Annotated in this window: 13 protein-coding genes; 7 read left to right on the top strand and 6 right to left on the bottom strand. The window is 56.1% G+C overall.

All coding sequences use genetic code 11. The features are described 5' to 3' along the window. Nucleotides 1–2: 2 nt before the first annotated feature. Both HK24_RS11110 and thpR read right to left on the bottom strand, forming a co-directional pair. Nucleotides 3–608, bottom strand: coding sequence for a uracil-DNA glycosylase family protein (locus tag HK24_RS11110; RefSeq protein ID WP_086634525.1), 606 nt, complete (start codon nucleotides 606–608; stop codon nucleotides 3–5). Then, nucleotides 605–1,168: an RNA 2',3'-cyclic phosphodiesterase gene (gene thpR, locus HK24_RS11105; RefSeq protein ID WP_086634524.1), complete on the bottom strand. Its 564-nt coding sequence runs from the start codon at nucleotides 1,166–1,168 to the stop codon at nucleotides 605–607. The genes HK24_RS11110 and thpR overlap by 4 nt, the downstream gene beginning before the upstream one ends. A gap of 149 nt (nucleotides 1,169–1,317) precedes the next feature. Here thpR and HK24_RS11100 point away from each other — a divergent pair, with 149 nt between their 5' ends. From HK24_RS11100 to cyoD, 5 genes are all read left to right on the top strand, one after another. Next, nucleotides 1,318–2,088 (top strand): Bax inhibitor-1/YccA family protein, encoded by a 771-nt coding sequence (locus HK24_RS11100; RefSeq protein ID WP_086634523.1) that lies wholly within the window; start codon nucleotides 1,318–1,320, stop codon nucleotides 2,086–2,088. 448 nt (nucleotides 2,089–2,536) lie between these two features. Then, nucleotides 2,537–3,475, top strand: coding sequence for a ubiquinol oxidase subunit II (gene cyoA / locus HK24_RS11095; RefSeq protein WP_046899644.1), 939 nt, complete (start codon nucleotides 2,537–2,539; stop codon nucleotides 3,473–3,475). A 7-nt stretch (nucleotides 3,476–3,482) separates the two neighbouring features. Continuing rightward, on the top strand, nucleotides 3,483–5,471 hold the full coding sequence (gene cyoB / locus HK24_RS11090; protein WP_086634522.1) for a cytochrome o ubiquinol oxidase subunit I: 1,989 nt from the start codon (nucleotides 3,483–3,485) through the stop codon (nucleotides 5,469–5,471). Between the two features lie 14 nt (nucleotides 5,472–5,485). Then, nucleotides 5,486–6,106 carry a cytochrome o ubiquinol oxidase subunit III gene (gene cyoC / locus HK24_RS11085; protein ID WP_046899642.1) on the top strand — a complete coding sequence of 207 codons (621 nt, stop codon included), beginning with the start codon at nucleotides 5,486–5,488 and terminating at the stop codon, nucleotides 6,104–6,106. Beyond that, the gene (cyoD, locus tag HK24_RS11080) at nucleotides 6,106–6,435 is read left to right on the top strand and encodes a cytochrome o ubiquinol oxidase subunit IV (protein ID WP_086634521.1); all 330 of its coding nucleotides are present in this window, start codon (nucleotides 6,106–6,108) and stop codon (nucleotides 6,433–6,435) included. The genes cyoC and cyoD overlap by 1 nt, the downstream gene beginning before the upstream one ends. Nucleotides 6,436–6,632: 197 nt before the next feature. Here the strand turns inward: cyoD and fdxA are convergent, their stop codons facing one another. The 3 genes from fdxA to HK24_RS11065 form a co-directional block, all read right to left on the bottom strand. Continuing rightward, nucleotides 6,633–6,965 (bottom strand): ferredoxin FdxA, encoded by a 333-nt coding sequence (gene fdxA, locus HK24_RS11075; RefSeq protein WP_046899640.1) that lies wholly within the window; start codon nucleotides 6,963–6,965, stop codon nucleotides 6,633–6,635. A gap of 78 nt (nucleotides 6,966–7,043) precedes the next feature. Further along, nucleotides 7,044–7,340 carry an RNA-binding S4 domain-containing protein gene (locus HK24_RS11070; RefSeq protein WP_046899639.1) on the bottom strand — a complete coding sequence of 99 codons (297 nt, stop codon included), beginning with the start codon at nucleotides 7,338–7,340 and terminating at the stop codon, nucleotides 7,044–7,046. Continuing rightward, nucleotides 7,337–9,895 carry a helicase-related protein gene (locus HK24_RS11065; protein WP_086634595.1) on the bottom strand — a complete coding sequence of 853 codons (2,559 nt, stop codon included), beginning with the start codon at nucleotides 9,893–9,895 and terminating at the stop codon, nucleotides 7,337–7,339. Before HK24_RS11065 ends, HK24_RS11070 begins: the two co-directional genes overlap by 4 nt. Before the next feature lie 77 nt (nucleotides 9,896–9,972). Here HK24_RS11065 and HK24_RS11060 point away from each other — a divergent pair, with 77 nt between their 5' ends. Both HK24_RS11060 and HK24_RS11055 read left to right on the top strand, forming a co-directional pair. Next, the gene (locus HK24_RS11060; protein ID WP_086634520.1) at nucleotides 9,973–11,364 is read left to right on the top strand and encodes a leucyl aminopeptidase family protein; all 1,392 of its coding nucleotides are present in this window, start codon (nucleotides 9,973–9,975) and stop codon (nucleotides 11,362–11,364) included. A 310-nt stretch (nucleotides 11,365–11,674) separates the two neighbouring features. Continuing rightward, nucleotides 11,675–12,076, top strand: coding sequence for a MarR family transcriptional regulator (locus HK24_RS11055; protein WP_046899636.1), 402 nt, complete (start codon nucleotides 11,675–11,677; stop codon nucleotides 12,074–12,076). On the opposite strand, the gene HK24_RS11050 is transcribed toward HK24_RS11055, so the two are convergent. After that, complete coding sequence (locus tag HK24_RS11050; RefSeq protein WP_233126243.1) at nucleotides 12,077–12,925, bottom strand: UDP-phosphate alpha N-acetylglucosaminyltransferase; 849 nt, start codon at nucleotides 12,923–12,925, stop codon at nucleotides 12,077–12,079. Between the last annotated feature and the right edge of the window lie 170 nt (nucleotides 12,926–13,095).

The raw sequence follows: 13,095 nt of genomic DNA, 5'->3' as shown, positions 1-13,095 counted from the left end.
TTTCAATCGGAACTGAGTATCTTCTGGACCTGTTCCCGAAGGGCAGGGATGACTTCTTCCTGAAACCAGGGCGTCCTTTTTTCCCAAACACCCGTTCTCCATGATGGGTGAGGCAGTGGAAAATAGTTCTCAGGCAGATAATGGCGAAAATTCCTGACGCGCTCCGTGACTGACCCGCGACCCAGGACGTGATGCTGGGAATAACTGCCAACCAATAATGTAAGGCGGAGAGCGGGCATGAGGGACAAAACCCGCTTCCTCCAGATTGGCGCGCATTCCGGGCGGGGCGGGCAGTCTCCTCCTTTTGGGAGTCTCCCTGGATAACAAAGTCCCATAGGCAGAATTGCGACTTGCCGGGTATCGTAAAATACCTCCTCCGAGAGGCCGAGCCATTCTCTGAGGCGAACTCCGGACGGATCCTTGAAGGATGTGTTGCTGAAATGGGCTTTGGTTCCAGGCGCCTGACTCGCGATCAGAAGCCTGGAGGTTGCTGAAACATGGATCAGCGGGCGTGCGCCAAGTGGAAGGTGCTCCTCACAGACCCTGCACGCACGAACCTTGCGGACCAGAGCTGTGAGGCGATCTTGTGTCGTTGGGCTGGAAATCATTCATCCTCAGGAAGAAGTGGCATTTCAGGGTGCCAGGCATATTCGGCCTGCGCGACATAAACGTGCTGGTCGTAGCCACGCAGGCTCTCAAAGAGCGTAACGTGCTCGACAGGCATTGGCTCACTCCTGAAGAGATTATGTCTCTGAACCCAGCGAGCCGCATCGGCCCTCTGGCTTGTCGCGAGGTGGCCTAGCGTGACACTGGGCTGGAAGCGACGCTTGGCAGGGAGGCATCCCGCCTTGCGGAGGGTCTTTTCCACCTGCGCCTGAAGCGTCTCCAGTGCAGTAGATCGTTCAATGCCAATCGTCAGGCTGTCAGCCGTCGTGCCTTCTCTCAGGCCGGCCCCTAAAAACGATATCTCGAATGGTGTCCAGGAGAGGCGGGAAAGGGCGAGATCAATCTCTCCCATCACGTACCGATCTGTAATTTCGCCGATGAAGCGCAAGGCAAGATGGTAGTTTTCCGAAGGCACCCATTGCACGCCAGGCAGCGTTCCACGGAGGAGAGCAAGCGCTTCGCGCTGGGCGGGGGAGAGGTCGAGTGCGACAAAAAGTCTCAAGAGGCTCGTTTCCCGAGGAAATGAAACACAGATATGAAGGGTCTTCTTGACCGTACAGTGAAAAGCCCCACATTCAGGGAAAGTACGGGCGAGCTTCCAAGGTTCGTCAAGCGCCCTTTTTAAAAGGGCCTTTTACTGGAAAAGGTGTCATGGCTTTTAATTCCAACTTCGGCAGGGCCGGCACTCAGGCGGGCGCAGGCAGTCTTGATGCCGGTCTTCGCGCCTATATGTGCCGCGTCTTCAACTGGATGGCGATTGGCCTCGTTGTTACGGGGCTCGTTGCTTATGGCGTGGCGGAAACCTCTCTGCGCGCGCTGTTCTTCCACATCGCAGAAACCTCAACAGGCGCCTTTGTGCTGCGGCCTACTTTCCTGGGCGGCATCATGATCTTCGCGCCACTGGCGTTTGTGATGGTCCTGTCCTTCGGGATCAACCGGCTGTCGCGCCCTGCGGTGCAGGCGATCTTCCTGCTCTTTAGCGCGACGATGGGGGCCAGCATGGCCAGCCTGCTGCTGAGCTATACGGGTGTTTCCGTAGCGCGGACTTTCTTCATCAGTGCGGCGATGTTCGGCGGTATGGCTCTGTGGGGATACACCACCGGAGCTAACCTTCTTCGACTCGGTTCCTTTCTCTTCATGGGCCTGATTGGCCTCATGATTGCGATGGTTGTGAACATCTTCCTGCACAGTGCACCACTGGCAATGCTTGTTTCTCTAATCGGGGTTGCTCTTTTTACAGGTCTCGCGGCTTACGATACCCAGCGTATCAAGATTAACTACCAGCAATATATGTCGTTCGCGTCTTCAGATGATATTGCCAGACTAAGCATTTACGATGCGCTGTCGATGTATCTCAATTTCGTGAACCTCTTTCAGTTTCTTATTCAGTTCACAGGTGTTCGCTCCAGTAATAGCGACTGACAGTACATTCACGTTACTCGAAAGTTTCCAGAGGGGGCGACAGTCAATGTCGCTCCCTTTCTTGTTTGCGGACTAAAAAGGTCTTGAATTATTTCCGTCTCATTCGGAAAGGTTTACATTAAAAAGTTGTAACTTTATCGTTTAATGAAATTTATAATGAAATCAAATGTGGCGAAAAACAGCCATTTGTAGGTTTGACAGGAGGCTGCCCCATCCCTCACGAAATCCGTGATAAGCCTTGTCTTCCGGGCGATTCAGGCAGAAAAAACCTGAGGAACCGGGACAGTCGTGTCCCATGCTGAATGAATTTCAGGGTCGGATCTTTGATCCGGTTCCTGACGTCAGGATACGAACGAGAAAGGCAGCAGACTATGGCAGCGTTCGGCAGCTCTGATGCGGCCCTTATCGTGTCAAACCGTTTCCCGGCGAATACTCCATGCCGGAACGGATGATGAAAGCAGGACCGATGAAAAAACTCTGGCGATATCTCCCAGCGTTGCCGGCGCTGATGCTATCGGGTTGCACGGTTGATCTGCTTCAGCCGCGCGGTCCGATCGCAGAAATGAACCGCGATGTCATGGTGGCAGAATTTGTCATCATGATGTTTGTTGTGGTTCCGACCTGTATCGCAACGCTTTACTTTGCTTGGAAGTATCGTGCTTCCAACACCCAGGCCGAGTATCTGCCGACCTGGGATCACTCAACGAAGATTGAGTATGTTATCTGGGGCGTACCTTCCCTGATCATTATCGCTCTCGGTGCGATCAGCTGGTACAGCACTCACGCTTACGACCCGTACCGCCCGATTCAGACGGCTGACAACGTCAAGCCGCTGAACGTGCAGGTGGTCTCCCTCGACTGGAAATGGCTGTTCATCTATCCGGATCTGGGGATCGCAACGATCAACCAGCTGGATGTCCCGACGAACACGCCGCTGAACTTCCAGATCACCTCTGACACCGTCATGACGTCTTTCTTCATCCCGCGTCTGGGATCGATGATCTACTCCATGCCAGGTCAGCAGACGCAGCTGCATCTTCTTGCAACTGAGTCCGGTGATTATCTGGGTGAAGCTTCCCAGTTCAGTGGTCGCGGTTTCTCTGACATGAAGTTCCGCACCCTCGCCATGGCACCTGAAGAATTCAGCGCCTGGGTCGAGAAGGTGAAGAGCGGCAGCGAAAACCTCGATGACACGACATATCCGAAGTATTCCGCCCCGCAGGAAGCTGCGCCGGTTCAGTACTTCGCGCATGTCCAGCCGGATCTCTTCGACGGCATCGTCGCCAAGTACAACAATGGCATGATGGTTGAGAAGACGACGGGCAAGGTCATGCATATGCAGTCCGCTTCCAGCGCTGCACCGTCCGACACTGGCATGAAGGAATAACCGACAGATGCTCGGAAAACTCTCCCTTTCAGCCATACCTTTCGATGTGCCGATCCTTGTCGGCACATTCCTGGGTGTGGCTGTCATCGGCCTTGCCGTGCTGGGTGCCGTTACTTACTTCGGTAAGTGGGGTTACCTGTGGCGTGAATGGCTGACGACAGTCGACCATAAGCGCCTTGCCGTGATGTATATCATCCTGGCAATTGTCATGCTGTTCCGCGGCTTCGCGGACGCCATCATGATGCGTACCCAGCTCGCGCTGGCCTATGCCGGTAACCCTGGTTACCTTCCGCCACACCACTACGACCAGATCTTCTCCGCTCACGGCACGATCATGATTTTCTTCATGGCCATGGCGTTCATGACGGGGCTGCTCAACCTGGTGGTGCCTCTCCAGATCGGTGCGCGCGACGTTGCGTTCCCGTTCCTGAACTCGCTCAGCTTCTATATGACGCTGGTCGGCGCCCTTCTGATCAACCTTTCACTGTTTATCGGTGAGTTTGCTCAGTGCGGTTGGCTGGTTTACCCGCCTCTGTCCGAGATGCAGTTCAGCCCGGGCGTCGGCGTTGACTACTACATCTGGGCTGTTCAGATCTCCGGTGTCGGAACGCTTCTGACGGGCGTGAACTTCTTCACGACCATCGTTAAGATGCGTGCTCCTGGCATGGGCTGGATGCAGATGCCGGTCTTCACCTGGACAGCGTTCTGCACGACCGTGCTGATCATGGTGTCCTTCCCGGTTCTGACGGTTACGCTGGCACTGCTCAGCCTCGACCGTTACCTCGGCATGCACTTCTTCACGAACGATGCCGGCGGCAACGTCATGCTGTATCTGAGCATGATCTGGACCTGGGGCCATCCGGAAGTTTACATCCTGGTCATCCCGGCCTTCGGTGTTTTCTCTGAAGTTACCTCAACGTTCTCCCGCAAGCCGCTCTTCGGCTACAACACGATGGTTTACGCTACGTGCTCCATCATGGTGCTGTCGTTCGTCGTGTGGGTGCATCACTTCTTCACCATGGGCGCAGGCGCCAACGTCAATACCTTCTTCGGTATCATGACGATGGTTATCGCAGTCCCGACTGGTGTGAAGATCTTCAACTGGCTGTTCACCATGTATAAGGGACGTGTTGAATTCACGGCTCCGATGTACTGGACGATCGGCTTCATGATCACCTTCTCCATCGGTGGCATGACGGGCGTCATGATGGCCATGCCGGCCGCTGACTGGATCCTTCACAACTCCCTGTTCCTCATTGCCCACTTCCACAACGTCATCATCGGCGGCGTGTACTTCGGTTACATTGCAGGTATGGGCTTCTGGTTCCCGAAGGCTTTCGGCTTTAAGCTGAACGAAGCCTGGGGCAAGCGCGCGTTCTGGTGCTGGTTCGTTGGCTTCTATCTTGCCTTCGTTCCACTGTATGTCCTCGGTCTCGAAGGCATGACGCGTCGTATGAACCACTACGACAATCCGGACTGGCGTCCGTGGCTGCTGATTGCAGAAGCTGGTGCGGTTGTTATCGCTCTGGGTATCGTCTGCCAGCTCACGCAGCTTTACGTTTCCATCCGTGACCGTAACCTACCGGAAAACCTCGACCTGACGGGCGATCCGTGGGGTGGCCGTACGCTGGAGTGGTCCATTTCTTCTCCGCCGCCGGCTTATAACTTCGCAGTGATCCCGGACATTCACGGTCTGGACACGTTCCACACCGAGAAGCAGCTTGGCCGTCGTGCACACAACAAGCCGCTTGCTCCGATCCACATGCCGAAGAACACCGCTGCTGGTGCCTTCATCGGTGCGTTCGCCTTCATCCTGGGCTTCGGTGCAATCTGGTACATCTGGTGGATGGCTGGTCTTGGTCTGATCGGTATCGCCGCCACCATGATCATGCGCAGTGCAAACCGTGATATCGACTACTACGTCCCTGTCAGCGAAATCGAGCACAACGAGGAAGTCTATTCCCGTCGTATCGCCGCTGCTCAGGCAGCAGAGTAAGGGGGGCATAGCTAATGGCTCACGAAGCAACCATGTCGCCTCTGGCACACGCTGACGGTCACGATCACGAGCATCACCACGAGAGCCCGAACGTCTTCGGTTTCTGGCTCTACCTGATGACCGACTGCATTCTCTTCGGGTCGATCTTTGCTGCTTTCGCAGTCCTCCGGAACCAGTACGCCGGAGGCCCTTCGGGGAAAGAACTGTTCGATCTGACGAATGTCGGGATCGAGACGGCTATCCTGCTGTTCTCGTCCATCACCTACGGCTTTGCCTCGCTCAGTGCGCTGGCAAAGAACAAGGGGATGGTTCTTCTGTGGCTCGCCGTGACGTTCGTTCTGGGTCTCTCCTTCGTTGGTCTTGAGGTGACTGAGTTCACCCACATGATCGCCGAAGGAAATGGTCCTGACCGTTCTGCATTCCTCTCCGCGTTCTTCACGCTGGTTGGTACGCACGGTCTTCACGTCACCTGCGGTCTGATCTGGATGGCAGTTCTGATGGTCCAGATGATGGGCCCGCAGGATCTGTCTCCGCGGATGATGGACAAGCTGACTTGCCTCAGCCTGTTCTGGCACTTTCTGGACATCGTCTGGATCTGTGTTTTCTCCTTCGTCTATCTCGCAGGTGTGATGTAATGGCCCAGGCACATACAACCCACGATGGTAGCCACGGCTCCTATCAGTCTTACATCATCGGGTTCGTTCTTGCGGTCGTCCTGACTGTTGCGTCTTTCGCAGCAGTCATGACACACGCACTGGCCCCGGGGATGGCACTTGCAGCTCTCGGTGTTCTCGCGGTCGTTCAGATCGTGGTCCACCTGGTGTTCTTCCTTCATATGAACACCAGCAACGAGCAGAGCTGGAACCTGATGTGCTTCATCTTTGCAGCAGTATCAGTCATCGTCATTATTGGCGGCACGCTGTTCATCATGCATGACACGGCCATCAACATGATGTCCCGCTAAGATTTCTTTTGGGATCACGGCAGGAAAGGCTGGCAGGAGAAATCCTGTCAGCCTTTTTTTATGTCTGCTGTCCTGATCGGTACTCAGGCGCTTACCTTAATGCCCTCGCAGTTTCCAACTGAGCAGGGTGTGGCAGGCGCAATAAAAAAGCCCGGCACAATGGCCGGGCTTAATAGTATCTTGGTGGGAGAGGCGTCTCAGTCCTTGTGGGGAGCCTCGGACAGCATGGCTGCCTTGCCCGGCTGATCTTTCCACTCTTCTGCGTCAGCTGGCTGTTCGCCCTTACGGGTAATGTTTGGCCACTGGGCGGCGAGACGGGAGTTGATCTCGATCCATGGAGCTGCACGGTTGTCGCTATCCGGGAAGATGGCTTCTGCCGGGCACTCAGGTTCGCAAACGCCGCAGTCAATGCATTCGTCCGGATTAATGACGAGGAAATTTTCTCCGGCATAGAAGCAGTCTACGGGGCAAACTTCCACGCAGTCCATGAACTTGCACTTGATGCAGTTTTCCGTGACCACATAGCTCATTGGTGTCTCCGATCCTCATTCGGGCCCGGCTGTGCGGCCCAATTTTATATTGTGCGGGATGATATGCGAAGGATTGGCCTAGGAAGCAAGCTTCTTAGGCTCTTCTCTCACGATCTCGTATAGCTGGGATGCTTCTTTCGCGGGGCCCCGACGCTCCCCAAGGTCCAGAACGCGCCAGACACGCACGTCTTCACCGGGGCTGAGAGGCGGCAGGGTCACCACATCACCCACCCTGAGTTTGGCATGCGGCTTGCTGGTGGGCTGTCTGTTTACCCGGATGCGCCCTTTGCTGACAATGGTTGCACAGAGCGGGCGTGTCTTGGCGACGCGGGCATAATAAAGCCACTGATCCAGGCGTTGATAGGCATCACTCATGGGGCAGCACGATCTCTCAGAATGGCCAGGGCGGCGAAAGGGCTGTCTGGTCGGACAATGGGGCGTCTTGCGTTGCTGGCCGCTCCTGACGGTCTGGCCTTTCTGCGTGTTGCTCGATTGCGGCGGTCAGCCAGGAGCATCAATGGTGCAGGTGGCCCAGCATGCGTTTGGCTGGGAGAGCACGGTGGTTTGTGGGCAACGCCAAGGGCACCAAGAACCTCTGGAAGAAGGTCGGCTTTAATTCCAAGGCGTGAGGCGAGACCGACGGGAGCAGGATGATCCCGCTTGCGCGTTAATTGCTCCAGCTCTTTCACAATACGTTCGGCGATATCGAGTCTAACCCCTGTTTTGGCTGCCTGCAGCCAGCCTGGAACGCCTTCCACCATATGCCATGGCAACGAGACACGACCGGCTGGCGGGGGCATCAGGGGAAGGTCAAGGCGGAGTTGTGTGAGAAGTGTCAGAAGGGCCGATGCTCGTGGACGCAGAAGTGCGGGACAGAAAACGGCAAAACGACCCACTTCCACGCCGAGCTTCCGCAAGGCGCGTTGAGCTGGAGGCGGGAGGGACTGATCTGAGGGCAGGACAGAGGAGATACCGCCATCTTCATGCAATCGATGAAGAATGCCTCTGAGTTGAGGCTGATCCGTTACGGCGCTTTGCGCTTTGTAGAGAACGGAGAGATCCCGTTGAAGTGTGCTGTCCACATAACGGAGAAGGCGCTGCTCAACCTGAATTCGCTGATTGGTGTCAGTGAACTCAGCGGAAAACAATCTGACGGCTGGCTGTAGAAACGTTTTTCCAACCGTCAATCGGCCGAGGGGGATGTTGTCCCACGATAGAATGCCGGTGTCTGTCTCAAGGGACAAAGCACTATCCGGCGCCTCCTGAAATAGGCGGACCCGGCGTGGGATCTCCTGCAGCAGCGCTTTGCGTCCGGCTTTGAGAACGATCTGATGATCAGGCCCGTTTGTGGTGTCGGTTTGGAGCGAAAAGCCACGGATCTTGCCGATGCTATGGCCTTCAACAATGACCTCTCCGTCTGCGGTGACGGCAGACAGGAGGTTACGGTCTGTCTCAGCATCCAGTCGACGAAGCAGGGACGTGGCGCGTCTGTCCACAAAGCGGGACGTCAGGCGCTCATGCAGTGCGTCTGAAAGCAGGTCTTCCACTTCCCGGGCGCGCTGTTGCCAGACAGATGAGTGACGGCTCCATTCTGTTCTGGCGGCCACATAAGAGCAGACCCGTACGCCCGTCAGACGATGCATCAGGGTATCAATGTCACCTTCGGTGCGGGCAAAACCCTTGATGTGTCCTTCCATCCAGTTTGCTGGAACAGCGCCATCTTTGAGGATATGCAGGAACAGGCGTGCGCAGAGCCGTGTATGGCTGTCATCGCCAAGTTTGCGGAAATCAGGGATTTGGCAGACTTCCCAGAGAAGAGACGTCGCACGTTTTCCTTTGGCGACCTCCCGAATTTCCGGGTCCAGAATCAGGGACTCAAGGGTCACAACGTCAGACGCAACGCGGCCTGCCATTAGGCCGCGGGAAGGCGGCGCGACCGTAAGGCTGGCGAGAAGAGCCCGGGGATTGCTGAAATCCAGTGCGTGATTGCGCCAGTATAGCCGTTGAATCGGATCGAAGCGGTGCTGTTCTACGGCATCTATAGTTGCGGCCGACATGGGCGGACAATCGGCCGTAGTCCCGAATGTACCGTCCTTCATGCCACGCCCCGCACGGCCGGCAATCTGCGCTATTTCCTGCGGGAAGAGCGGGCGGGGTGTTGTGCCGTCAAATTTGGAAAGCTGGGCAAGCGCAACATGGTCCACATCCATGTTCAACCCCATCCCGATGGCATCGGTGGCCACCAAGTAATCGACTTCCCGGTTCTGGTAGAGCTCGATCTGGGCGTTTCGCGTGCGTGGGCTGAGTTGCCCCATGATGACGGCACAACCACCTCTCCGGCGTCGTATGACTTCGGCCAGAGCGTAAACTTCTGACATCGAGAAAGCCACGATGGCCGATCGGGGGGGGAGGCGAGAAAGCTTGGTTGGTCCAGTGCTCACGAGACTCGACAGGCGTGTGCGTGTGTCGATTTCGATTCCGGGCACCAGCTTTTGCAGAAGCGGACGAATTGTTTCCGCACCCAGGAAGAGTGTCTCTACGGTTCCCCGGGCGTGGAGGAGACGATCCGTAAAGATATGTCCACGGTCCGGGTCAGACGCGAGCTGGATTTCGTCGACAGCGACGAACTCGGCTTTCCGGTCCAGTGGCATGGCTTCGACCGTGCAGGAGAACCATCGCGCGCCTGGAGGAACAATTTTTTCCTCACCTGTTATAAGGGCGACGGAACGCTCCCCTTTGGCCGCGACCAGGCGCTCGTAGTTTTCGCGCGCGAGAAGGCGCAACGGAAAACCGATGATGCCGGAGGAATGAGCCATCATGCGAGTCAGAGCATAGTGCGTCTTGCCCGTATTGGTTGGGCCAAGTGCCGCACGGACGCTTGCTGGCATGATATGATGAGCGGAATGGTTACCGCGGTGTGCACCCTTCATGTGTGAATGGTCGGGTGCCTGCGGAACAAAAGCAAGCGTTCGAGCCAAAAGGTTCGATCTTTTAAGGAAAGAGGTTCATGAGTTCTCACATCCAGCTCCCTTTTGTTTCCGCCAGCGAGGCTCCAACACCGCGCGTTGTGCATCTGGTGAAGGTGCAGGATGACGAGACGATTGCCGGTCTCCTGGGCGAGCACGCATCTTTTCTGACGGCGCAGGGGTTCAAAGCAAAAGATGGCGCTTTTACGCTTCTGCCTGGCGACGGTGGGGCGGGAGCGGCTCTGCTTTGTGTCGATGAGGGGCGCCTGAATGACCCGACAGCCTTTGGCGTGCTGGGAACGATCCTTCCGGAGGGTGACTGGAGCCTTCTGCCGCACGGGATGGAAAGCGCCGTTCAGGAGACTGCTCTTCTCGGGTTCGCCATGGGAACATATCAATATCGTGTCGGGGTCGTGCGGTCATTCACCACGCGATTGGTTGTGCCGGACGAGGCGGCTACCGTTATTGCCTATGCGAAAGCAAACTGGTTTGGCAGGGATCTGATCAATACGCCCGCCAATCTGCTTGGCCCAAAAGATCTGGCGCTGTCGGCTTATCGGGCTTTGGAAAATCGTGGTGCAGACGTTCGCATTGTTGAGGGCGATGACCTGAAGGCCGCGTATCCCTGTTTGGCAGAGGTGGGTGAGGGGTCTGAACGCAAGCCTGCTGTTGTTGTGGCCCGCTGGAAAGCCCGTGAAGGCGCGCCGCGTCTGTCTCTTGTTGGGAAGGGCGTGTGCTTCGATACGGGGGGATACGACCTGAAGCCCGCAGCAGGCATGCTGCGTATGAAAAAAGACATGGGCGGCGCAGCCCTGCTTCTGGCTGTGATGTGCGCGGCGATTGATCTGCAACTGGATGTTGATCTGGAACTGCGTCTTGGATGTGTTGAGAACAGTGTGTCTGGCCATGCCATGCGTCCTGGCGATGTTCTGCGGACGCGAAGCGGAAAAACGGTTGAGATTGGCAACACAGATGCAGAGGGGCGTTTGGTGTTGTGCGATTTGATAACGGAAGCCGCTGAATCTGCGCCAGATTACATTGTGGATGCTGCAACCCTGACCGGCGCTGCGCGCGTAGCTCTCGGTCCAGACCTTCCAGCGGTGTTCAGTAACAGTGATGAACTGGCTCAATTACTGCTCGAATCGGGCTCAGATACTGCAGATGCTTTGTGGAGATTGCCACTCTGGCATGGCTATGACGCATGGCTTGATAGTAAAATAGCCGACGTCGGAAATATTACATCCAAGCCCATGGCGGGCGCTATTACAGCCGCTTTGTACCTTCAGCGCTTCGTTCCGGCCGGACAAAACTGGCTGCATATAGACACTTACGCTTGGAATGACGCCAATTCTCCGGGGCGACCAGAGGGCGGCGAGACGCTGGCACTTCGTGCGCTTCTTAAAATGATAACAAACATTCGCAGGTCTTCGTGAAGTGAAGAACCTGACGGGAAGATGATCCTTAACGAACCGTAATATGATTGTCTTAAAACTATGGGGTGTAAATCTGCTTCTGATAGGGCATACGGCCTTTCATGTTCGAAAGCTGCTAGCCGCAGCATAAATCGTTTTGAAACCCGCATACTTGCGGATGCGTTTCAAAACACCAGATGTAGAAGACCAACGCTCAATCCCATGATGGGGTGAGCCACAGATGCAACCCCTCGGGCCGGCAAGGCTCGAATGTTCTTTTTCCTGTTACTCGATCGGGTAACAGGCAGGGCAGACCGTTAAGGAGAGAGAAATGCCTCAGGCTAACAACGACCAGATGCTTCACCTTCTGTGCGACACCGTCGTCTCCATGGTGCGCCGTGATGGTCCTGATCTGTCTGCCCGCCAGCTTGCTGTGTTCCTGACCTGCTACCTGCGTGACGGTGCACACACTGTTCGTGGTCTGGCTTCAGAGCTCAAGGTGTCCAAGCCTGCTATTACACGCGCTCTGGACCGTCTCGGTGAGCTGGATCTGGCACGTCGTAAGGTTGATCCGCTGGATCGTCGTTCCGTCCTCGTGCAGCGCACGCTGAAGGGTTCTTCCTTCCTTCGTGAAATGCGCGCTGTCATGGCTGAAGCTTCTGGTACCCGTCCGGTTCGTGCAGAGCGCGCAGCCGCTTCTGTCGAGCGTATCAGCACACGTCGCGCTGGCTGATTACCAACGATCCTGCACGCGGGCTCTGGCTCGCGTGCAGATATATCCTGTCCAGCAAAGCTGAGGCAGAAGAATGAGCAGGGCAATTACAAGCCACTCATTGGCCAGACAGGCCGCTGCACCCCACAGTGCAAATCCCCAATAGACAGTCGTTACAAGCGGCATTGGCAGTCCTGAGCGGATCGCGAGCTGATAAAGATGCCCACGGTGGGCCTCGGTCAGTCGGTCGCCTGCGCGGGCGCGACGAGCCAGCGTAAAGAGGACATCCCACAGCACGCCTGAGAGCACTGCGAGTACGATGAGCGCCGAAGTATGGAGAGGCTGCATGGCCCCCCAGGCGATGACAAGCGCTCCTGCCTGACTGCCAACATCTCCCATAAAAATGCGGGCTTTGGGAAAATTCCATGGCAGAAATGCTGCAAGGCACACCGCGAACAGCACGAAAATAACGGGCTGTATTCCTGCTGACGCCAGAAAGGCCGCGGCAATCATCATCGTGCCTGAGGCTAACCCGTTAATCCCGTCGATAAAGTTGAGGGCATTCGTGATAAACACGGCCCCCAGAATGAAAATCCCCATCATTGGCAGAGATGCGCCCGTTCCAGCCGCGGCCAAAAAGGCGGCCATGAACTGTGCACCAAGCTTGTAACGCGCCCTGAAAGAATACAAATCGTCCAGCCAGGAAACGGCAGCGAGTAGAATAACGCCGGCCAGCATCCCGATGACGGACGGATTTATAATAGGCTGCCCTTTGAGAAACAGGCTTGGTAACGCGCAGAGCAGAAAAGCTCCGATAATGCCGATGCCTCCGCCTTTGGGTGTTGGCCGCGTATGGGAGCTGCGGTGCACGGGAGTGTCCATAATTCCGGCCTGAATCATCAGGACGACCAGGACTGTGCATATGACTGCGGCACACAAGTCCAGCAGGGTAAGACCGGAGAGAAAGGACGACAAAGAAAAGGGCATGGACGGACTTTATGGGAACAGTGGTTTTGGCGTTATAAGGGAGACGTGAAAGT

The sequence above is a fragment of the Gluconobacter sp. DsW_058 genome, assembly GCF_002153615.1.
GTDB classification, from domain to species: Bacteria; Pseudomonadota; Alphaproteobacteria; order Acetobacterales; family Acetobacteraceae; genus Gluconobacter; species Gluconobacter cerinus.
This window is presented reverse-complemented; position numbering and strand designations above follow the sequence as displayed.